Origin of the sequence: Streptomyces sp. NPDC001536, assembly GCF_042894505.1 — a bacterium.
Classification (GTDB): domain Bacteria; phylum Actinomycetota; class Actinomycetes; order Streptomycetales; family Streptomycetaceae; genus Streptomyces.
Window position 1 is genome coordinate 41,165 of record NZ_JBIAVQ010000028.1, and the last position, 20,942, is coordinate 62,106.

General features: G+C 67.8%; 18 protein-coding genes and 1 pseudogene. 9 read left to right on the forward strand and 10 right to left on the reverse strand.

The window, feature by feature from the left end:
* The 3 genes from ACFY0U_RS43900 to ACFY0U_RS43910 form a co-directional block, all read right to left on the reverse strand.
* Positions 1–1,360: PucR family transcriptional regulator (locus tag ACFY0U_RS43900; RefSeq protein WP_388645877.1), on the reverse strand; the 1,360-nt coding region annotated here is incomplete at its 3' end.
* Positions 1,361–1,412: 52 nt separating this feature from the next.
* Entirely contained in the window at positions 1,413–3,140 is a 1,728-nt protein-coding gene (locus tag ACFY0U_RS43905; protein ID WP_388645878.1) for an acyl-CoA dehydrogenase, read from the reverse strand.
* A 210-nt stretch (positions 3,141–3,350) separates the two neighbouring features.
* Positions 3,351–3,800: a PaaI family thioesterase gene (locus tag ACFY0U_RS43910; RefSeq protein ID WP_388645879.1), complete on the reverse strand. Its 450-nt coding sequence runs from the start codon at positions 3,798–3,800 to the stop codon at positions 3,351–3,353.
* A gap of 480 nt (positions 3,801–4,280) precedes the next feature.
* On the opposite strand from ACFY0U_RS43910, the gene ACFY0U_RS43915 reads away from it, so the two are divergent.
* The 3 genes from ACFY0U_RS43915 (at position 4,281) to ACFY0U_RS43925 (ending at position 7,248) form a co-directional block, all read left to right on the forward strand.
* Positions 4,281–5,738 (forward strand): class I adenylate-forming enzyme family protein, encoded by a 1,458-nt coding sequence (locus tag ACFY0U_RS43915; RefSeq protein ID WP_388645880.1) that lies wholly within the window; start codon positions 4,281–4,283, stop codon positions 5,736–5,738.
* A 62-nt stretch (positions 5,739–5,800) separates the two neighbouring features.
* On the forward strand, positions 5,801–6,220 hold the full coding sequence (locus ACFY0U_RS43920; protein ID WP_388645881.1) for a hypothetical protein: 420 nt from the start codon (positions 5,801–5,803) through the stop codon (positions 6,218–6,220).
* A 200-nt stretch (positions 6,221–6,420) separates the two neighbouring features.
* Positions 6,421–7,248, forward strand: coding sequence for an enoyl-CoA hydratase/isomerase family protein (locus ACFY0U_RS43925; protein WP_388645882.1), 828 nt, complete (start codon positions 6,421–6,423; stop codon positions 7,246–7,248).
* A gap of 351 nt (positions 7,249–7,599) precedes the next feature.
* Here the strand turns inward: ACFY0U_RS43925 and ACFY0U_RS43930 are convergent, their stop codons facing one another.
* The gene (locus tag ACFY0U_RS43930) at positions 7,600–8,181 is read right to left on the reverse strand and encodes a TetR/AcrR family transcriptional regulator (RefSeq protein WP_388645883.1); all 582 of its coding nucleotides are present in this window, start codon (positions 8,179–8,181) and stop codon (positions 7,600–7,602) included.
* 124 nt (positions 8,182–8,305) lie between these two features.
* On the opposite strand from ACFY0U_RS43930, the gene ACFY0U_RS43935 reads away from it, so the two are divergent.
* From ACFY0U_RS43935 to ACFY0U_RS43955, 5 genes and pseudogenes are all read left to right on the forward strand, one after another.
* Positions 8,306–8,998: an SDR family oxidoreductase gene (locus ACFY0U_RS43935; RefSeq protein WP_384176462.1), complete on the forward strand. Its 693-nt coding sequence runs from the start codon at positions 8,306–8,308 to the stop codon at positions 8,996–8,998.
* Positions 8,999–9,137: 139 nt separating this feature from the next.
* Positions 9,138–10,142, forward strand: a complete 1,005-nt coding sequence (locus ACFY0U_RS43940; RefSeq protein ID WP_388645902.1) for an NADP-dependent oxidoreductase — start codon at positions 9,138–9,140, stop codon at positions 10,140–10,142.
* A gap of 82 nt (positions 10,143–10,224) precedes the next feature.
* Positions 10,225–10,419: pseudogene (locus ACFY0U_RS43945) on the forward strand (TerD family protein); the annotation flags it as partial.
* A gap of 928 nt (positions 10,420–11,347) precedes the next feature.
* Positions 11,348–11,848, forward strand: a complete 501-nt coding sequence (locus ACFY0U_RS43950) for a hypothetical protein (RefSeq protein WP_388645885.1) — start codon at positions 11,348–11,350, stop codon at positions 11,846–11,848.
* A 13-nt stretch (positions 11,849–11,861) separates the two neighbouring features.
* Entirely contained in the window at positions 11,862–13,514 is a 1,653-nt protein-coding gene (locus ACFY0U_RS43955) for a WD40 repeat domain-containing protein (RefSeq protein ID WP_388645886.1), read from the forward strand.
* 324 nt (positions 13,515–13,838) lie between these two features.
* On the opposite strand, the gene ACFY0U_RS43960 is transcribed toward ACFY0U_RS43955, so the two are convergent.
* On the reverse strand, positions 13,839–13,991 hold the full coding sequence (locus ACFY0U_RS43960; RefSeq protein WP_388645888.1) for a hypothetical protein: 153 nt from the start codon (positions 13,989–13,991) through the stop codon (positions 13,839–13,841).
* 66 nt (positions 13,992–14,057) lie between these two features.
* Here ACFY0U_RS43960 and ACFY0U_RS43965 point away from each other — a divergent pair, with 66 nt between their 5' ends.
* A complete protein-coding gene (locus ACFY0U_RS43965; protein WP_388645889.1) occupies positions 14,058–14,636 on the forward strand; it encodes a hypothetical protein in 579 nt (192 codons plus the stop codon).
* Between the two features lie 42 nt (positions 14,637–14,678).
* Here the strand turns inward: ACFY0U_RS43965 and ACFY0U_RS43970 are convergent, their stop codons facing one another.
* From ACFY0U_RS43970 to ACFY0U_RS43990, 5 genes are read right to left on the reverse strand one after another with little or no spacing between them, the layout of a single operon-like run.
* Complete coding sequence (locus ACFY0U_RS43970; protein WP_388645891.1) at positions 14,679–14,990, reverse strand: hypothetical protein; 312 nt, start codon at positions 14,988–14,990, stop codon at positions 14,679–14,681.
* Positions 14,983–16,197 (reverse strand): 4Fe-4S binding protein, encoded by a 1,215-nt coding sequence (locus ACFY0U_RS43975; RefSeq protein WP_388645893.1) that lies wholly within the window; start codon positions 16,195–16,197, stop codon positions 14,983–14,985. Before ACFY0U_RS43975 ends, ACFY0U_RS43970 begins: the two co-directional genes overlap by 8 nt.
* The gene (locus tag ACFY0U_RS43980; protein WP_388645894.1) at positions 16,194–17,147 is read right to left on the reverse strand and encodes a carbohydrate kinase family protein; all 954 of its coding nucleotides are present in this window, start codon (positions 17,145–17,147) and stop codon (positions 16,194–16,196) included. The genes ACFY0U_RS43975 and ACFY0U_RS43980 overlap by 4 nt, the downstream gene beginning before the upstream one ends.
* Before the next feature lie 14 nt (positions 17,148–17,161).
* A complete protein-coding gene (locus tag ACFY0U_RS43985) occupies positions 17,162–17,794 on the reverse strand; it encodes an NUDIX domain-containing protein (protein ID WP_388645895.1) in 633 nt (210 codons plus the stop codon).
* Positions 17,736–20,594 (reverse strand): tetratricopeptide repeat protein, encoded by a 2,859-nt coding sequence (locus tag ACFY0U_RS43990; protein WP_388645897.1) that lies wholly within the window; start codon positions 20,592–20,594, stop codon positions 17,736–17,738. The genes ACFY0U_RS43985 and ACFY0U_RS43990 overlap by 59 nt, the downstream gene beginning before the upstream one ends.
* Positions 20,595–20,942 lie beyond the last annotated feature (348 nt).

Sequence of the window (20,942 nt, forward strand, 5' to 3'; positions counted from 1 at the left end):
TGTGGGGGGCGGGCGTGGGGGGGGTGGTGTGGTTTGTGGGGGGGGGGGGGGCCCCGGGCCCGGCCAACTCCTCGCTCCGTGCCCCGCCCCCCCGCCCGCCCCCCCCCAGCCAGTGCACGAGCAGAAGCGCGGCGCGGACGTTGAAGTCGTGCTCCAGACTCCGGGCTGTCGCCGGTAGCAGCGCGGTGGCCTGCTGCACCCGGTACTGCACCGAGTTCCGGTGCAGTTGCATGACCTCTGCCGCAGCCGTGTGGCTCCGGTGGTGATCGAGGAAGGTACGGAGCGTCTCGCGCAGCATGGCGTTGCGTACCCCGGTGTCTGCGAGCGCTCCGAGCGTCGCCGCCGTGAACTCGTGGACGGCCACCAGGTCGCCTGCCATCAGTGCGACGGGCGCGAGGTCGTCGTATCGCACCCATTGCGGTTCCGCGGGCCGCTCGGATCCGGCGACCGGGCGCGCTGGCCGGCTCTGCCGGGTGGCGATGATCTCCTTGACCTGGGCGGCCTGGCGCGCCGTGGTGCGGAAGCCGGCCAGATCGGCGCCGGGCCGGCCCAGGGAGGCGTGCAGGCGCGTTGCGGCCGGAGGTTCGAAGGCGCCGAGCTCACGGTCTGCCCCGGGAGGCAGGGCGAGCCACAGCCTGCACTCCTGCGCGTCCGTCGGTACCACGAGCGAGGCCCGGGCACCTACCTTGGTCACCAGGTGTGCACGAACGTCCTCGACGGCGGAGGACAGCTGAGACGGAGTCATCTCACTGGTCGGCCAGAGTGCGCAGCCGAGGTGGACGGTGTCCAGAGGGTAGTGAAGTGCCCGTTCGGCGGCGGCCCGGTCGATCGGGCCGCCGCCCAGCAGTTTGCCGACCCAGTACTGGCGGACGCCGCTGGGGTCGGCAAGCCACCGGTCGCGCTCGCTTTCGTAGGCGCGGCTCACTTGTTCGCACACCTTGTGGATGTACATCCCGCCCCGGTCGACCAGCGCGACTACGAGATGCGCCCGCTCATCGGCGGGGAGATCGTCCAGTGCTGTGAGGAATAGGCTCAGAGCCTGCGTGTGCCCGACATGGTAGGAGCGTACGAGGGCCGACAGGGGAATGCCGCGTTGGGCCAGCATCCGTGCGTGGGCCAGAGCCGCGGTCGGGGTCTCGATGTGCTCGGCGTCGATGCCCCGAGCGGAGAAGTGCAGTACCGCCACGATGTTCTCGGTGATGCTCGCCTCGAGGAGGGAGCGCGCGACCGGGTCCTGGTCGAACTCGCCGATCTCCGCGCGGACCGTTCGCACGACGTCCCGGAGCACGGCATCCCGCATCGCCACAAGGCGGTCCGACACCAGGGCGGCAAGCGCCTCATCTCCCAACGTGGGCTGCATGGTAGGGCTCGCTCCTCGTTTCATTCGCCGGGCGCGGCGCGGAACCGAACGCTTACACGATCTCTCCGGCCGCGATGACTTCGGTCAACTGTGGCACCCGGCTGAGGTGGTGGGCACCGTAGAAGTCGGCGTCCAGAATGCGTCGCGCCGTGGACGGGTGTTCCGGTGCTTCGAGCGCGGCGAGGAGGATGCGTGCGTGCATCCAGCCGCCGGCAAGCAGTCCCCACTGCAGGAGGTAGGGGACGCCGCCGGCGAGCGCGTCCCGCGGGTTCTCGCGGGACTGATGCAGCAGCGCTGCGGTCGCCTGGCGACCGGCGGCCAGAGCCCGCTCCAGACGGTACGCGGTGCGCTCGGCGACCGGGTGGTCGTGGCTGCGCAGCGCCGGCAGGCACGACGCGACCAGGGTGTAGGCCGCCTCCGCGGTGGCGCCGCCGTCACGTGCCACCTTGCGACGGACCAGGTCGTTGGCCTGGATCGCGGTGGTGCCCTCGTAGATGGGCGTGATCCGGACGTCGCGCAGGTGCTGGGTGGCGCCGGTCTCCTCGATGAAGCCCGAGCCGCCGTGCACCTGGAGGGCGTCGGACGTGATCTGAACGGAGGTCTCCGTGAGCCAGCCCTTGAGGACGGGGACGAAGAATTCGGCGAACCGGTGTTCCTCGGCGGATTCCCCGGCGCGCCCCAGGTCGAGCCAGCCGGCCACCTGGACCTGCAACGCGCGCATGGCCGAGATGCCGCTGCGCATCGACAGCAGCAGCCGCCGTACATCCGGGTGTTCGGCGATGGGAGTGCTCGCCGGTCGTTCCACCACGCCGCCCTGGACGCGCTCGGCCGCGTACGCCTCGGCCTGCTGGAAGGCCCTGTCGGCCACGCCCAGGGCCTGGGCGGCCACCGCGACGCGGGCGTGGTTCATCATCACGAACATCGCCTCGAGCCCACGGTGCAAGGTGCCGACCAGCCAGCCCGTCGCGTCCTCGTAGTCGAGTACGCAGGTGGGGCTGGCGTGGATACCCAGCTTGTGTTCCAGGGACACGGTGTGGACGGCGTTGCGCTCGCCCGGGGTTCCGTCGGGCCGCGGGATGTACTTGGGCACCACGAACAGTGAGAGGCCGCCGAGACCTTCGGGCGCGCCCTCGGTGCGGGCCAGCACGAGATGAGCGATGTTCTCGGTGAGATCGTGGTCGCCCCAGGTGATGAAGATCTTCTGGCCCTTCACCGCCCAACTCCCGTCCGGGCGCGGCCGGGCGGTGGTGCGGATCCCGGCGAGGTCGGTCCCGGCCTGGGGCTCGGTGAGGTTCATCGTCCCTGTCCACTGGCCGGACACCAGCGGCGGCAGATAGACCTGCTTGATCTTCTCGTCCGCGGCGTTGAAGATCGCGTGAACCGCGCCGATGGTCATGCCCGGTCCTAGCGCGAACGCCATGTTCGCCGCGCACCAGATCTCGGTGGCGGCGTTGGAGACCACCGCCGGCATGCCTTCACCACCAGCGTGGCGCGGGAGGCCGATACCGACCCAACCACCCCCGGCGAACGCCTTGTACGCCTCGGTGAAGCCGGGTGCGGTCGTCACCCTGCCCTCGGTGAGCGTGGTCCCCGCACGGTCCCCGACCGCGTTGAGGGGGGCCAGCACCTCGGAAGCGAGGGTGCCGGCGTGTCCCAGAACTTCGCGGACATCGTCCAGGTCCACCTCGCCGTCGGTGGTGACGTCCAGGATGTGCTGGGCGTCGATGACGTGGCGGAGCAGGAAGTCGTACTCCTCCACCGGGGCCTTGTATTCCCCCATCACTCGCCCCCGAGGTCGGCGCGGAGGGCGGCTTCGGCGGGCGCGTGGCCAGTGCTTCGGATGCCTCGGGTGACGTGGGAGGTCTTACCCGGGGCAGAGAACGGGTGGGAGGACATGGCGGCTCCAGCGAGACGGTGCGTACGAAGAAGTCGAGCGAAACAACGCGTGAGCGAGGGAACGGCAGGTCGCCGTCGCGGCACTCGGCGTCGGTCAGTTGGCGGTGCCGTCCGAGGCGGCCGGGGCCGGACGCAGCACGCAGGTGAGACGGGCGGAGGCGACGCGGCGGTCCTGCGCGTCGGTGATGGTGATCTCGTACGTGGCGGCGGAGCCGCCGAGGTGGACGGGAGTGGCAACGCCGGTCACGTCGCCGGAACCGACGCCCCTGTGGTGCGTGATGTTGAGATCCACGCCGAGGGCGACCTTGTCGGGAGCGGCGTGGAGCATGGCTCCCAGGGAGCCGAGCGTCTCGGCGAGGGCTGCTGAGGCACCGCCGTGCAGGAGACCGAACGGCTGGGTGTTCCCCTCGACCGGCATCGTGGCGACCACGCGTTTGGGGGTCGCCTCCAGGACGCTGATGCCCAGTCGGGTGGGGAGGGGCCCATCGGGAATGCGGAAGTCGCCGATTCCCAGGGAGGTTGTCGAGGTGCTGAGGTCGCCCATGCGCGTGGGCTCCAATCGTGTCTGAGGCGACAGGCCGAGGCAGTCGGCTTCGCCGTCGAGATGCTCTCGCGTCGGGCGGACGACCCGCGGAGTGTCACAACCGTATGTACTTTACCTATGTTGCGCAAGGGTTGACGGCCGCCGGGCACCGGCCCGGGTGGTGTTCGGCCGGCAGGGGGCGCAGCGATGCTCCTGCCAGCAGGTGTGCAGGTCATTGCGTACGCTTCGTCGCTTTGCTCGGGTGTCCCGGCCGCGGCGCCCCTCCTCGATGCGGCCGGTTCGGCCACGGCGAGGTAGTCGCCTTGGACACCTCTACGGGCGCGCCTCGACGCGAGGCGCAACGGGTGGCTCCTTGTTCTCAGAGCACGACAACCATGCCCGGTCTCGTGCTCTGTGCCTGTAGGGCGTGCCCCGGCCGCTGTCTAGCGTCTCCTTCATCTCCCCCTCACCGGCGAGGGGAACACGGGACGAGGAGCCGTCATGCATTTCGCTGCCCTTCCGGATCTGCGGGCCCAGCGTGCCCCCGAGGATCTGTGCGTCGGTGACGACGTCGCCGAACTCACCAATGCCCAGTTCCTCACGCGCGTCCAACAGGCCGCCCATGTCCTTCGCGAGCGCGGGGTGGGGCCTGGGGACGTGGTGGGCGTGATGCTGCCCAACAGTGTGGAGTTCGTGGTGGCCCTGTTCGCCGCCTGGCGACTGGGCGCCTCGGTGACGCCGATCAACCCCAGGCTGACCGAGGCGGAGACCGCGTACCAGATCGGTGACTCGGGTGCCGTCGTCGTCGTCACGCCCGAACCCGCCCCGCTCGCCGGGAGCCTCCCCGCCGCCGCGTTGCAGGCCGGCCCGTCCGGCGAGCCCATCGCGCCGTCCACGGAGGCGCAGTCTCTGGCCTTGATCATCTACACCAGCGGCAGCACCGGGAGGCCCAAGGGAGTGCTGCTCGACCATGCCAACGTCTCAGCCATGGGGCGGATGCTCGTCGAGGTCACCGAAATGGATGAGACGGACCACAGCCTGCTGATTCTGCCGCTGTTCCACATCAACGGGATCGTGGTGAGCCTCCTGATGCCGCTGCTGGGGGGCGCCAGGGTGACCATCACCGGCCGTTTCCAGGTGGATACCTTCTTCGGCTACGTCGAGCGAGTGGGGCCGACGTTCTTCTCCGCCGTGCCGACCATGCTCATGATGCTCGCCGAGCTTTCCGAGGAGGTTCAGCCGGACTGTTCGTCGATCAGGTTCTCCATCTGCGGTGGCGCGCCGCTGCCACTCGACCTGATCGAAAGGTTTGAACATCGGTTCGGCATTCCCATTCATGAGGCCTATGGCATGTCGGAGTCCACCTGCGTGGTGTCGGTGAACCCGCTCGCCCGGCGCAAGCCGGGTACGGTCGGCCTTCCGCTCCCGGGCGTGGAGGCCGCCATCGTGCGCCTGGACGGCAGGACTGCGGCTGCGGGAGAGACGGGCGAGGTCGTCGTGCGCGGCCCCAACGTGACGCGCGGCTATCTGGGACGCCCGGAGGAGACCTCCCGCGCGATTCTCGACGGCTGGCTGCACACCGGGGATGTCGGCCGCTTCGACGAGGACGGTTATCTGGTCCTCGTGGACCGCATCAAGGACATGATCATCCGAGGGGGAGTCAACATCTACCCGAAGGAGATCGAGACCGTCCTCGGCGAGTACCCCGACGTCTTCGAGGCCGCCGTGGTGGGAGCCGCCGACACCCGCCTGGGCGAGGTGCCGGTCGCCTTCGTCGTCCTGCGCCGGGATGCGGCCGCCACCACCGATGAGCTGCTCGACCACTGCCGTGGATCTCTTGCCAAGTACAAGCTCCCCGTTGACTTCCACGTGGTCGACGCCTTGCCGCGCAATCCCACCGGAAAGATCGACAAGCCTGCCCTGCGAGCCACGCTCAGTAGCGTCGGAGCGGACCGCTGAAACAGAGGAGGCCGCCCGGTGCGGCCTCCTCGCCAGAGCGTGCCCGCCCGGAGGGACAGGGCATGGCGGAGGCCCTCGATGGGCAGCAGTGGGCCATGGAATACCCCGAGCTGTCCTTGGCCGACGTCATCGGGCAGATGCACGACAACGCACTGCACGATGAGGCCGCCGAACCGCGGGGCGCCGCTGCCCGCTACCGCAAGCCCCTTGTACCACTGCTCCAGGCACTGCGAGACGCTGACAGGGGATGGGAGATCACCGCCATCCTGCGGCGCACCATCGGCGCCGGCGACATCCCCGCCTACAAGGCCCAGCAGAACTTCGGCACGCGATACCACGGTGCACACAAGAGCGCCGACCGGGTCGGAGAGGTCTTTGCGGGCTCCTTGCCGCAGGAATGGCAGCAGAGGCGGATGCCTTGCACCATCTGTACTTGTCCACGACAGGGTCGCTCATCGCCCCGTTCGGCTACCCGCGCCTAGCTGAGGCAGGACACGACAGTTGCGGAGACTGGCCGAGCGCGAACGTCGACTCGCGGAGGAGAGCGCCGCCCCTCACAGTTGAGGGTGCCTGCCGGATTCACGCTTGCTGCGCCGCCAGCCGTGCCGGACCCCTCCGGAGCGGGCCTGGTGCCCGGCCCGCCCAACACTGCGCGCCCCCGCACGACAAGGAATTTCATTCCGTGCCCGAGAACACGCTGAACAACGCAAACGCCCCCGTCCGCGCCGAGCTCAGAAGCCCCGGCTACTGGCGGGTGACCTTCAACCACCCCCCGATCAACCTCTACGACCCCGAGGTGGAGGCTTCCCTCGCCGGAATCGTCGAGCGGCTCGAGGCGGACCCCGACGTCAAGGTCGTCGTCTTCGACAGCGCCCTGCCCGACTTCTTCATGGCGCACCTCAATCTGTGGAGAATCAGCGAGTTCGGGGACGGGATGCCGAGCTGGTTCGACCTGGTCAGCCGACTGCGCCAAGCTCGCTTCATCACCGTCGGTTCCATCCGAGGCCGCGCACGCGGCATCGGCAACGAGTTCCTGACGGCGCTCGATGTCCGGTTCGCGAGCCGCGAGAAGGCCGTCCTGAGCCAGCTGGAGATCGGTTTCAGCATCATCCCCGGCTGCGGCGGCATACAGCGTCTTGGGCAGCTCACCGGCCGGGCCCGCGCATTGGAGATCATCGCTTCGGGCGAGGACTACGACGCGGACACCGCCGAACGCTACGGCTGGATCAACCGCGCTGTCCCCGACGCCGGACTGGACGCCTTCGTCGAACGTTTCGCACAGCGGATCGCCTTCTTCGACGCCGAGGCACTCCACGCGATCAAGGAGATCCTCAACCAGGAAGTCCCCCCGCCCAGCCCCGCGAGCCTGGCGGACACCAACTCGCGCTTCAGCCAACTACTCGCCCGGGACTCCGTCCAAGAACGCCTCCAGCAATTGGGGGAGGCGAGCCCAGAAGCCACCCTCGATCTGGAACTGAACATGGGTGAGCGGCTCGGGCCCCGCCCCTGACCAGGAGAGGGCAGGCCGCAGGCGGGCTGTGCCGTCCAGTCCACGCTTCCCCGAGGGGTGGCGTACACCTCACTCGATCTCTCGCCCAGGCCCAGCTGATCGACGCGGCGGACCGAGGAGGCCATCGCCGCGATCCTGCGCCGCGACGGGCGGACGGGCGAGAGCGAGGCCGCGACGACGGCGCGCGTCGTGTCCGCCATCATGCTCCTCGCCATGGCACAGACCGTGAACGCCGCCGCGAGCGCCGACGAGATCCTGCGGGAGATCCGGGACCAGTTCGGCGTGCTGCTGCCGCGCTGACGGTGACGGCGGCCGCCGCGCCCGCGACTCCGGATGGGTGCGCGCCCCCGATCAGGCCGTCTCCGCCAGGGCCGCACGCGCGGCGGCGAGGATGTCGTCGGAGAGCGGGGAGCCCTGGGTGGCCCGGGAGAGGAGCAGCGCACCGACCAAGGTGCACAGCCGGACGAAGCCCTCCTCGCCACCCTCGCCGCCGGGCGCATCGGCGGGGGCGAGGTACGCGGCGAGGTCGGCCACACCTTGCGTGTAGGTGCGGCGGGCCTCGCGGTCTTCGGGTGCACGCGCGACATCGGCGGCAAGTGCCGCGACCGGGCAGCCGTCCGCCGCGTTGTCGCGGTGTTCCGAGGAGAGGTAGGCGTCGATCAGGTCCCGCTGAGCGGCGTCCCGGCGCCCTCCGTACTGCTCGAAGGGGGCCGCATGGCACCGGACCCATTCATCGATGGCGTGGGCGGTGACCTCGTCGACGAGCGCTTCCTTGGAGGCGAACTGCTTGTAGAAGGCGCCGTGGGTGAGGCCGGCCTCCTTCATGAGATCGGCGACGCTGACGTGCGTGCCCTGCTCCCGGAACAGCCGCGACGCGGTGTCCACCACCCGCCTGCGGTTCTCCTGCGCCTGCGCCTGCGATACGCGGCCCATGGCCACCTCCCGTTCTCTCGTTTGGATGCCGATTGGCATCTATCGTAGTCTGGTGTTTAGATTGGTAAAGCAATCTAAACACGTGAGGGTGCTCCGACGGCGCCCGACAGAACCTGGAGCGGACATGGAACTCAAGAACGCGGTCGCAGTGGTCACCGGCGCCAACCGGGGCCTCGGACGGCATCTCGCCGCCCAGCTCGTGGAGCGCGGCGCGAAGGTCTACGCGGCGGCCCGCCGCCCCGAGACGGTGGACCTGCCGGGTGTAAGCCCGCTGCGCCTCGACGTGACGGACCCGGAGTCGATCCACGAGGCCGCCCGCATCGCCTCGGATGCGACGCTGCTGATCAACAACGCGGGCCTCGCCACCGGCGCGACGCTCATCGGCGGCGACCTGGGCGACGTGCACCGCGAGATAATGACCAACTACGTCGGCCCGCTCATCGCGACCCGGGCCTTCGCCCCGGTCATCGAGGGCAACGGCGGCGGCGCCGTGCTCAACGTCCTGTCCGCCCTGTCCTGGTACCACCCGGCCGGCGCCGGCTCCTACGCGGCCTCCAAGGCCGCCGCCTGGGCAATGAGCGACGCGACCCGCGAGGAGCTGGCGCCCCGCGGCATCACCGTCTCGGCACTGCACGTCGCCTACATGGACACCGACATGGCCGCCGGTGTCCCCGCCGACCAGAAGGTCTCCCCCGCCGACGTCGCGGCGCAGGCACTGCTCGGCATCGAGGCGGGCCTGCCCGAGATCCTCGCCGACGAGGTCACCCGGCAGGTCAAGCAGGGTCTGGCCGGCACACCCGGGCCGGCCGCGGCCTGACGCCCGCCCCGCCCGTCCGTGCCGGCGCGGAATGCGCCGACAGGGACGACGCCACAGACTTCCCCTTACCGGCAGAAGCCCGTAACGGACACACCCCTCGTCCCCGCCCGTGCGGGAGACCGAACGAACGGAGATGACGATGAAGGCCTTCATGGTCGAGAAGTACGGCGACCCGACCACGGTGCGCGGCGGGGATGCACCCGACCCCCAGATGGGTGCCGAGGACGTCCTGGTCAGGATCGACGCGGCGAGCGTCAACCCGCTGGACTACAAGATCCGCAAGGGTGAACTGAAGGCGATCGTGCCCTACCGTCTCCCGCTCGTCCTGGGCAACGACTTCGCCGGGACCGTCGTCCGCGTCGGATCGTCCGTCACCCGCTTCTCGGTGGGCGACGAGGTCTACGCCCGGCCCGACAAGGACCGCATCGGCACCTTCGCCGAACGCATCGCCATCCACCAGAACGACCTGGCCCTCAAGCCCGCCACGCTCACCACGACCGAGGCCGCCTCCCTCCCCCTGGTCGCGCTGACCGCCTGGCAGGCCCTGGTCGAGCGGGCGAACGTGCAGCCGGGCCAGAAGGTCCTCATCCACGCGGGCGCCGGCGGCCTGGGCTCCATCGCCATCCAGCTGGCCAAGGCACTGGGCGCGCACGTGGCCGCCACCGCGAGCACCGCCAAGGTCGGCCTGGTCAAGGACCTCGGCGCGGACGAGGTCATCGACTACCGCACGCAGGACTTCTCCGAAGTCCTCCACGGTTACGACGTCGTCCTGGACTCCCTCGGCGGCGAGACCCTCACCAAGTCCCTGCGCGTCCTCAAGCCCGGCGGCCTGGCCATCTCCGTCGCGGGCCCGCCCGACCCGGCCACCGGCGTCGAACTCGGCGCGAACGCGGTCATGCGCCTGGGCGTCGCCGTGCTCAGTGCGAAGGTCCGGCGCCAGGCCAAGCGCCTCGGCGTCACCTACTCCTTCCTCTTCATGAGGGCCAGCGGCGACCAACTGCGCGAACTCACCGCCCTCATCGACGCCGGACAGATCCGCCCCGTCGTCGACCGGGTCTTCCCCTTCGACGAGACCCTCCAGGCCATGGAGTACGTCGAAAAGGGCCGCGCGAAGGCCGGCAAGGTCGTCGTCTCGATGACGTGAGCGCGGGCACCGATCCCGCCGGACACCAGAAGGGCGCCCCTTCACCCACGAGAAGCCCCCCTCCCTGTACCCCCCCCGTTATGTCACCGTCACCTGCGGGATCGGCGCGGCCTCGACCGCCCGGGCCACTCTCGACGCCGCCACCACCGAGCGCACCATGATCCTTGCCGAGCTCTACCGCAGGGGCGACGGGTGGCGGCTGCGAGCCGTCGGGCAGGGCTACGACCACGGACTGGCCGACCTCGCTCGCGGCTACGGCGTCGACGTCGCCGAGTGAGCGAAGCGACAGACGATCGCGCTGGTCGAGCCGTCGCCTCGCTACCCGGTGAGGATCGCCTCGATGTCCCGCCGCAGCCCGGCGAGAGGTCGGGCGGCGGGGCGGTTCGCGGGGAGCGGCAGCCGAGGCAGCGTGGGGGAGGGGCACGACCGTGGACGTCCGTCGACTGCTGGGACCCCGGTCCGTGAACACGGCCGGGGTCTTCCGCTGTGCGAAGCCGCCGGCGGCCGGCGAAGCAGCCACGTGCACACGGGCGGCCCAGCCGCGTTGTCCACGCTGCCGCGGGCCGGTCCTCAGGAACGCTTGTTGCGCTTCTTTGCTTCGTTGAGGATGTGGCCTCGGTCCAGGAAGCCGACACCGCGGTCCTTGAGGATGCGGTCGACGTGATGCGGCTTGCTGCCGGAGCGGAGAAGCCGCGTGGAGTGCCGGCGTGCACGGCGGCGAGCGCCGCAGGCACGCGCCTTTCCACGTCGCCCCACAGTGCCTCAACGGATGGGGAGTCGACGGCGACGAAGTCCTTGACCCAGCCGCATCGGCTGGTGGGCATCCGCTTGTGCACGCGTCCGGGGTTGTGCAGGTCGAACGGGAGCAGCTGCAGGCTGCCGCCCTTCGGCTCGGGCGCCGTGAACTCTGTGAGCAGGACCTGGGATATGAGGTGCTGCCGCGATGTCTGCTGTGCTGTTCCCACACGCCGAATTCTGCCAAGTGCCCCTCGCCACCCGCTCAGAGTTTCCCGGCTGCCGATCCGCAGGGTCACCGGTCAGTGCAGCCGGACCACGGTCACAACTTCCCTGATGATTGCTTGTGTTCAAGCGTCAGGGGGAATCGGCTGGTGGGCACGTGGCATGTGGTGTGGGTCCCGAATTCGGGACGGTGGAGAACGCTGCCAGCTGACGGCGTCCTGGGGGTACAGGACCTGCCGGAGGCAGTGGCACGGATCGGGCTGCGGCCAGGCGATCCGGTGTTCATCAGGCCCGATGGGATGGTCGACGCGGACCTGCTGCACTACGTCCGCTCGAGGGAATTCAGCACGCTCGAACGGGAGTCGAAGCGCAACTACGCGACGGGTACGCGGTTGCTGCTCGAGTTCTTGTCCTCGCGTGGGGTTCTGTGGCGAAGGGCCACCGAACGGGATCTTCGTGACTATCGGCACTGGCGATGTGTGGCGCCGGAGAACCCGGAGCGGATCAGCGGGGCGAAGTGGGACCGGGAGGCGGCGGCCTTCACGAAGCTGTTCCGGTGGGGGCAGGTGCGTCCGATGCCGGTGGATGTGTTGCGGCGAGGGGACCGGGCTGCGGACTCGGTCAGCTCGCGGGTGCCGTGGCTGACGCCGCGGACCTGGGGTCTGTGGTCGGACGTCGGCTTGCGCGGCCTCACCCCCGCGGGGTTGCCGGCAGAGGCTCTGATTGACTGTCCGCCAGTCGGGTAGGGAGGGGCGGCACATGGACTGGCTGCGGCGCGGGAAACGGTACGAACGGGCCCGAGCTGGCGCAGCGGCCGCCCGGGCGGCGGAGTGGGGCGGCGGCCCGGAGGGGGAGGCGCTGGCCGACCTCCACATCTTCCGGGACGAGGTCCTGGCGCTCACCGCCCTCCCCCCGGACGTCGAAATCCTGCTGTCGGACCTGGCCGTCGGCTGGGAGGACGTCACGCCGGAGCGCCCCGCCCTGACCGTCCTGCCGATGATGGAAAGCCGGGGACTCGTCGCCCTGCCCCGGGGCGGCGACGGACTGCGGCGGATCACGTTCCCCGGACGGCTGCACGCCCTCATCTCCTCCCACCGCACCCCGGAGGAGATCCGCGCCGGGCACCGCCGCGTCCTCGCCCGGGCCGTCACCCTGCCGCCGGAGGGCGGCCACTGGTGGCAGCTGCCGGTCGCCGAGACCTACCTCTGGCACCACCTGCCCTGGCACATCGCCGCCCACGACCACGCCGCCGCCGGACGACTGGTCCAAAACCCCCGCTGGCAGGCCGCGAAGGTCAGGGTCTGCGGCGTGGCCGCACTCCGCGCGGACCTGGCGATGTTCGACACCCCCGAGATCGACGCGGCCCGCCGGGCCGTGGACCGCGTCGCCCACCGCCTGGAGCGCCGCGCCTGCCCGGACCCGGTTCTCCGGGCCGGGCTGCTGCTCGACGCCCTGGCCGGCGAGGCCGTCCTGCGGGCGGAGGCCGACCTCCTCCGGCAGGAGCTGCGGGAGGAGGCCCCGGGTCGCGTCGCCACCGACCTGACGTCAGCCCTGGTGGGCGTGCTGCCGTCCCCGTCGTACGTCAAGGACGTCGCCCTGGCGGCGGACGGCAGCTGGCTGGTGACGGCCTCGGGCCACAAGGCCAGCCGGATCCACGACGTCGCCGACCGGAGCGTGCGGCACGTCCTGGGCCCGACCGAGGGGATCCACGAGGTGTGCGCGATCACGCCGGACGGCAGCCGGGTCATCACCGGGGACTACGACGCCGCCCGCTGGTGGGACGCCGCCACCGGCCGGCACCTGCGGTCGGTCGACGGCTGGACCACCCAACTCGCCCTCGACCCAGGCGGTGCCTGGGTCGCCACCGACACCTCGCCCCGCCCCGCGGTCATCGACAGCACGACCTACGCGATCAGACGGCTCGGGAAGAAGTCGGACCCCAGCACCCACGTCAGCGCCATGGCCTGCTCCCCGGACGGCCGGACCGTCGCCGTCAGCGACCTGAACGGGCGGATCCGGCTGTGGGACCCCGTCTCCGGCAAACTGCAGGCCGAACTCCCCACGTCACCGGGGACCGTCTACCGCCTGGCCTTCGCCCCCGACGGCAGCTGGCTGGCCACCGTCACCCTGGACGGGGTCCGGATCCTGGGTCTGCCCGGCGGCCGGGAGCGCCTGCACATCCCGGGCTCGCACCGGTTCGCCGTCGGCGACGGCGGCCGCTGGCTCGCCGTCCCGGGGGACACCGTCCGCATCCACCGGACCGACACCGGCGAACTGCTCGGCGAGTTCACCCCGGACCGCCGCGGCAGGGACCACCATGTGCGGACCTCGCCCGACGGCCGGTACCTGGCCACCTGGCACCTGGGCAGCGCCTCCATCCTTGTCTGGGACGCCCGACGGCTCGTCCCCTGACACACAGGGACAGCGCAGGAGAGCCGCCCGGTGCCGGCCCTTCACGCCCGCCATCGAGACCCTCCGCAGCCCGATCCCCGCTCCCCGGCACCCGCAGCCGCCCCGACGGCCCGATCCACATCGCCGTCCAAGTACACCGCGGCGACGAGTGGGACATCCTCACCGGCAGCCCCGTCCCCTCGAGCGCCGCATACCAGAGCAGGGCCTCGCTACAGTCGGTCGTCGACCACACCGGCTCGATCGGCGGGCCGACGTCGGCGAGCACGTCCAAGAGGACCTGGCGGCACTTCGAGTACGGGCACGGGCGCAGTTCGGGGAAGCCCGCTACGGGGTGGGCCAGGATGTCGAACGCCGAACGTACGTCGCCGGGTGGTGGTTGGCGAGCTCCCTCGCACGGCGGGGGCGGGACAGCGCGCGGGACTGCGCGGCGGCGAAGCTGATGTGCACAGTGCCGTCGTCGGAAGCGAGGTACACCACGGCCTCGCCACGACTCCTGGCGAGCTGAGCGTTCAGTTGTCAGTCTTTTCCCAACTGCCATGCGAGGTGCTCGCCGAAGCCTTCCTCATCAGCGACACGGGGACTGAGCCTGTACGAACAGACGACGCACTGCCCGAAGCCGACACGCCCCCACATGTCCAAGCCCTGGACACAGAAGGTCTCGGACCCACACACCGGCCACTCGTCGAAGTCGTGGCCGTCAGGGTTGTGCTTGGGGTGGTACTCGTTGGGGTTCTCGGCCGACTCCGCACGGCGCTGGGCCTCTTCATCACCGATGAGTTCCAGCAGAGCACGCGCCTGATCGGCAGACCGCCCGTCCTCGTCCTGGGCCCGTTCGTCGTCGCGGTCAGACTGGGCCTCGAGGAGCTTCCTCAGGGCGGGGTGGTGGTCGAGGGCAAGCAGGGCTTGAACGTGACGGTGTTGCAGGCGCCCCGTTCCGCTTCCATGGCGGGCCCGACCACTGACGTCGAGCGCATCGGTCAGAAGGCCAACGTCGATCCGGGTGTCCCAGAAGCCTTCGGGCGCACGGCTCTCCTTCTCCCACCGGGAGCGGACGTCGGCGTCGTGGTCGGGTATAACGCGCAGGCCCCGCCGTGTACACCCGGACTCTGGCTGTCGAGGTAGCGGCTCTCGCGCCTGTAGTGCTGGCGCCGCTGAGGCAGTCGCTTACATCGGCTCCCCCGTGTCGGTGTTTCCCGGCCTGCTCGGAGGGCCGGCATCGGGACCCACGATCTTCACACCGGAGATGTCGCCGACGTCTCCGCCGAAGCGGCTGCCCCGTACATTCACTGTGCCGGACGTCGAGTGCCGCCCTTCGTCGTCGACGCCTTCCCCCGAAGCCGGACTGTCAGATTCCACTTCGAGTGACCAGAACTTCAGCCGACGCAGACCGAGCTTCTTGGCAAGGAGAGCCGCCACGACCATCAGCACCAGTCCCGCAGCAACACTCACCAAGATCATGGTTGTCGAGCTAGACATCGAGGCCCTTCTTGTCAGACGGATTACCCAGGTGAAGCGCGTCCACAGGGCATGTCATGAGGCAGAGACCACAACCTGTGCAGCGATCTTCGTCGATCTTCAATAGGTCATCGGCCACCGAGATACAGGAAGCCGCTGACTCGGCACAAACAGGAACACACGCCCGACACAGTGTGCAGCGCATCATGTCAACTTCAGCCGTTCGGGTGAACCACTCGTCGGGGCATTGATCTGCGTCAGTCACCCACCGCAACCCCGACCCAATGATCGAGTCAAAGGACGCACCGCCGGCGGCCGCCAAACGGGAGGTCACGTTGTGTTCAAGGGATGCCCGGAGTTTCAAGCCGCGGCTCATAACGGCGGTAGCCACTTGAACGGCCCTTGCCCCGAGCATGGAGTAGTCGATCACGTCTGCCGCACCCGAGACACCGCCGACGGCCATGACGTCGGCCCCAACTTCGCGCGACAGCTGGGCAACCGCGAGGCGGTTCATGGGAAGGAGCGAGGATCCGGAAAGTCCCATCGGCGTCAGGGGGACGCCCTCGGCTTGTCCGAGTAGGTGATCGAAGGGGGGCAGCCCTGGGGTCGTGTTCGTACAGACGAGGCCGCCCGCCCCGTTCGCAATCGCCGCTGTCGCCGCCTCAACAAGGCAGTGGGACGACGCATTCATCTTGACCGCCACTGGGACGGCGGAGCCGGAACAGGCTGCCTTCACTACTTCGCCGAGCAAACCCGGGTCGTCGCCGATGAACGTCCCACGAAACTTCTCGGGAGCACCATGCGGACAGGAGACATTCAGCTCCAGGTACGAGGCTCCCGCCTCACTGCACTGGCGTGCGCTGATTTCCCAGTCGCGGAGCGAGGGTCCCTCCATGATGCTCACCCCAAGGCAGAAATCAGCACCTGCGAGTTGTCGGGCCGCAGGTATTTCCGTCGCGCACCACTCAGCTAGAGTCATCGGCGTCCGCAGCTCGTTGTTGAGCATGCCGATGCGCTGCCATCCGAGGTTTCGAGCCGGGAGTAGACTCGGCGTTAGATTACGGGTGTACTGCGGTTCACGGGTGAGGGTTTTGGTCACCGCTCCCGCCCAGCCCAGAGCGGCAGACCGGCCAATCGCCTCGGCCGATGCGGCCGGGGGTGCGGAAGCCAGCAAGAAAGGGTTCTTCAAAGGGATGCCCATGAAACTCGACCAGAGTCCGAAACTCAAGGAGATACCTCCTCAGTAGCTGTCAAATAGCGGGCCAGGGACGCTGTGAGTTCCGGAAGCGGAGTCGCCGTGCTCCCACCCAGAGTTCTGACGGCCGAAGCGCCTGCCAGTGAGCCCCACTGTGCGGCGACCTGCGCGGAACGACTTGCGAGATAGCCCATGACGACGCCTGCGTTGCACCAGTCGCCGGCGCCTGTCGGGTCCTGGCATTCAACCTGCTGAGCCGCCACCTGCAGGGTCTCGTCAGCGGATCGAATTAGGAGCCCCTCGGCCCCCATTTTGATGACAGCCATTGAGGCTCCGGCCTGGCACAGGTATGACGCGCAATGGCTGGCGTCCCGGGCGCCCGTGACCATCCGCGCTTCCTCCAGATTGGCGAGGGCGATGTCAACGTATGGCCAGCAGCCATCCGTGAACTCGGCCCATTGCCCGGAGGGATCCCAGCACAGATCGAGGGCGGTCACGGCACCTTGGATCCGGGCTTGAGACAATAACTCGGCCAGGGCTGTCCGACCGACATGTGTCAGAAACGGATCCGTGACCAGCAAAGCGTCGAACGGGCGGCTCAGCAGTACGGATAGGCATTCGTCCAACTGCAGGTCCTCGTTCACGCCAGGGCAGTAGAGGAAAGACCTGTCCTCGGACCCGACCAGAACCACACTGTGGGCCGTGGACTGACCGGGACAGATCATCGCGCCGGTCACCTGGGCCTTCTCCAATGAAGAAAGCGCCAGGGCCCCCGCCGCGTCGTCGCCTATCAGGGCGGCTATGCGTACATCTGCCGCGCCGAGCCTGGCCAGAGCCGTGGCAGAGTTGCCGCAGCATCCCCCTACGGCATTGATCAGCGAAGGTACTGGCACTAGTTCCCCAGGCTTAGGAAACGAGTCAGTACCTAGACGCACCACGGTATCAAGACATACCGAGCCGGCGCATAAAATGCGAAAACTCACCCCCGACCACCCTTTCAGTAGAATAGATGCGTCTCACCGTCAAGAAACCTATTTGCCAAGTGAGTCATTTTCTGATGATAGGAATCCCAGTTGTAGGGAAAGCTATCCCGCGTCACAGTGACCGTCGCCTGCTGATGAATACCTTGATGCACCAGTAGCCCCTCGGAGACAAACGCGTACCCCTCTTCCGTATGCACCCGGATGAGTTCATCGATGGGGCATCGGAATAGCCCGGCCAGTTCTTCCTCTTGCAGTTCAAAAGCCGTAAGCGGAGAATCATCCCGGACGATGCACACATCCACGACATTCCGAATCTTGTAACCGTTCCTGTCGGATAGGTACAACTTTCTGCCGAGAAAACAAACATCCTTTTGTTGGTACGTCTTACCCAGTTCCTCTTTCGCTTCCCGCAGCCCGTCGTAGAGCGACTCGCCGACCTCGTAGTGACCGCCCGCCGCCACGTCTAGGCATGAAGGCGCCCAAGAGGCATCGTGGGCGCGCTGCTGGTAGAGCAGAAACCGCCGGCCTTCGATTTCCTGAGCGATCCAGAGATTGAATGTGCCGATCCAGGAGCCTTCACGCCATGCCTCACGGATGTCCACCACTTTTCCGCTTGACTGGAAGGTGTTGGGGTCGAGAATCTCCACGTTTACCATGATTTTCCACCTGAGTAGATCCCAAACTATCCTGGACAAGCTGCCGAAGCTCCACAGCGCTTACTGCGGCTGCGGCGTGCTTCTCGAAAGCCGACACGATCTCTGCGGATTTCTTTGCGTTGTATCGTACGGCAGATTCCACGCTGCCCCTAAGTAAAGAGACCGCCTCCGCTGCACTTCCAGCGCGTACGGCGAGAACGGCGAGAACCATCAGCCCTTCGGCTCGATAGTGCCAGAATTCCTGCGCGCTGGAGAGAGCGACACATTCTTCCGCAAGGGTCCGTACGTCCTCATCGCTGAAGCCCTGGCCATCGAGGGCTAGCACGGCCTTCTTGGCGAGAGCGCGTGACTCGTTGATGGGAACCCTGGTATCCCGGGCTATTTTCAGAGACTCTTCTAGGTATTCCCTAGCAGACCAGCGGTTTCCGAGTTCGGTGAGCGCCTCACCCAGTAGTGAGAGGATCGGGCTGGTCTCGCGCTCCTGTCCTGCTGCCCGGTTCTGGCCCAGTACGGCCTCAAGCCGCGCGACCCCTTCTGCTAATACCACCAGGTCCCTGCGGATCTTCCCGACTCTGACCAGGAGCTCTCCCAGATCTTTCGCCAATAGTCTGAGGTGCCGTTCGGCTCCGATAACGGTGAATGACGCGAGGGCAGACTCATACCGCTCCCTGGCGTCCTCCCAGCGCTCGAGCTGACGTAGTACGTTTCCGGTGCTGTGGGCGACCTCTCCGGCAAGCAGGGGCTCTACTTCAGACATTTCCGCGAGACAGCGTTGGGCCCGTTCGTGCTCCTCAAGAGCCTTCGAGAGATCGCCCCGCATACGGGCGAGCCACCCCTGCCGCTGGATGGCCATAACCACGCCCACAGAGTCTCCCAACCTTCCGAACTCTTTCTCGGCGGCCGAGAAGTGGGCGGCTGCAGCCGCGTAGTCGCTCAGGCCACCGGTGTGAATGACCCCTTGATAGAGCAGCGCGTACGCCGCTTCCCAGCGGGAACTGGCGAACCTGCCGGTGCGGCCGACCTTCTCAGCGCGCTGGTACACGGTCAGGGCGGCGTCGAGTCGGATCTGCGTACGCAGGACAGTGCCCAAATCATTCAGACAGGCCGCGATGCTGAGAGCAGCCGCTTCGGTGGGGTCATCAGCATCTTCCTGCGCCATCTGGCTCAGCGGAAGGGCCTTCTCTGCCCAGTCGGCGGCGCGCGTGAGCTGGCCCTGGCGCTGTTCGGAAATCGCGAGCGACGACGCTGCCAGGAGGCGCAGTACTGGGGGATAGATGGCGTTCCCACAGATGGCCTTGAGCTGGCCTGTAGCCCTTTCATCCGGACGGGAGAAGAGTTGTGCCACAGCGCCGATGTAGACGAGCCACGCAGCCGATTCTGCGGTGGCCTCGATCTCCTTCAGCGAGTCCCAGGTGACGGCGATCAGGCGGACGTTGCGCATGCGCATGGCGGTCCGCACGTACGTCTCCGCGATGATGCGGACGTTGCGGTGGTCCGCCCTAGCGAGGTGGTAGACCATGTCCGGGAACTGCGGGACGAACATCCAGTTCTGCTCGGCGACTTCTTCGGCGTAGAGCCGGTGGAGGCGTGCGTGCGCCGCCCTCAGATCATGCGGCGCGCTGGCACGAAAATCTGAGAGGATCAACGAGCGCACGAGGGCGTGCATCTCCCACCCTCCGCCCCGGGCGGGGGAAATGAATCCAAAGTCGAGGATTCTCCGCCAGAGTGCAATGGCTCCAGCCACGGGCTCCGTCATGGTGGCTCGGAAGATGTGCTCGTTATTTTTGCGTGGGACTGCGAACATGCGCAGCGCGGTGACCATCGGCTCTTCAAGCTGGTCGAGAACACGTCTAACTAAGAACTCGGTGACGAGGGTGGTCTCAGCCTCACGGTAGACATCTTGACCGACCTCTTCTGTCCCCTCCGGGGCAGCCGCGACAATGGAGGCGACCAGGCTGAGGCAGAGTGGATTCAGCCGACTGAGCATGATGGCGGACGCAGCGGCTTCCTCGGTGATTGAAGCGCCGCACGACAGCTCAAGGAACAGACGCGCCTCGTCCTGAGTGAACCCGTCCAGGGACACATGGTGCACGGATTCGTACGCCCGTGCTGGCAGGTCCTCCCGGTTCAGGCGGCTCCTGCCAGCCATCACGTACTGAGGCAAGCTGCCGTGGGGGCCGACGGCGAGCGTCATGAACCGCGTCCACAGCCAGGACGAGAACTGCGCCCTGCCGTCACTGGACTCCGGCTCAGTCAGCAACTCGCACGAGTCCAGGACGAGAACCGGGGGCCTGTCCCGGCTCCATCCCTTTAACGCCAAGCCGAAGGCCCGGGTAACTCCAGTGATCCGCTCGTCATCGATCCGCTGGAGTTCGGAGGCCGGAAGGGCCATCTGGACGTTCTCCAGTTTGATCCCCACAACGTCCCCGACGTCTCCATGGAATGTGTTGTTTTCGACCTCTACGCTAATGCGCGGGGCGTTTGCCACATATGGTTCGAAGTGGAGCGAGGAAAGCAGGCGAACGGAGGTGTCATCGGCGGCTCTCCATAGCTCCTCTGCCTCTGGAAGGTTCAGCTGCTCGGCAAAATCGAGCATGAACGCGACAGGATCCCAGCGGGTCAGGTGACGGAAATCGATCACGGCAACCGCGTATCCGGCGCCGCTCAGCTCCTCGATCAGGCTCTCCAGAAGCCTTGTTTTGCCGGAGCCGGCGATTCCGTGCACATTGGTGATCTTCGCGCCTTCCTTCAGGATCTGACGCAGGAGGGACAGCTCGCGCTGGCGACGCACATAGACGGTGTGTGGTGAGCGCCGCCTCCGATCCACTGACACAGAGTCAGGCTAGCGTCACTCATCATCTTCTGTCTGCGGGTGCGTCACACCTCAGCCGCAACCGGGCGTTGCTTTCAGCGGAGGGATCCAGCGTAGTACGCCAGGTCTGCTCCGATCCGCATCGGGAAGGCGCCACAGTCGCAGGGTTTGCTACTCATTGAGCGTTTTCAGCGTTGCTTCTCCAGGGTGAGGACGGCCTTGGTGATGACGCTGTCCCCGTACTCGTGTGAGTGCACCACCAAGTACGGGGATAGGTGCACCACTCAGGCCACGTCGGTGTCTCGTTCGATGGCTTGGAGTCGGTTC

Excerpts from the sequence above, each read along its gene's own strand:
- ACFY0U_RS43905 (WP_388645878.1), bottom strand. The coding sequence starts at position 3,140 with ATGGGGGAATACAAGGCCCCGGTGGAGGAGTACGACTTCCTGCTCCGC.
- ACFY0U_RS43910 (WP_388645879.1), bottom strand. The coding sequence starts at position 3,800 with ATGGGCGACCTCAGCACCTCGACAACCTCCCTGGGAATCGGCGACTTC.
- ACFY0U_RS43915 (WP_388645880.1), top strand. The coding sequence starts at position 4,281 with ATGCATTTCGCTGCCCTTCCGGATCTGCGGGCCCAGCGTGCCCCCGAG.
- ACFY0U_RS43920 (WP_388645881.1), top strand. The coding sequence starts at position 5,801 with ATGGCGGAGGCCCTCGATGGGCAGCAGTGGGCCATGGAATACCCCGAG.
- ACFY0U_RS43930 (WP_388645883.1), bottom strand. The coding sequence starts at position 8,181 with ATGGGCCGCGTATCGCAGGCGCAGGCGCAGGAGAACCGCAGGCGGGTG.
- ACFY0U_RS43935 (WP_384176462.1), top strand. The coding sequence starts at position 8,306 with ATGGAACTCAAGAACGCGGTCGCAGTGGTCACCGGCGCCAACCGGGGC.
- ACFY0U_RS43940 (WP_388645902.1), top strand. The coding sequence starts at position 9,138 with ATGAAGGCCTTCATGGTCGAGAAGTACGGCGACCCGACCACGGTGCGC.
- ACFY0U_RS43955 (WP_388645886.1), top strand. The coding sequence starts at position 11,862 with ATGGACTGGCTGCGGCGCGGGAAACGGTACGAACGGGCCCGAGCTGGC.
- ACFY0U_RS43970 (WP_388645891.1), bottom strand. The coding sequence starts at position 14,990 with ATGTCTAGCTCGACAACCATGATCTTGGTGAGTGTTGCTGCGGGACTG.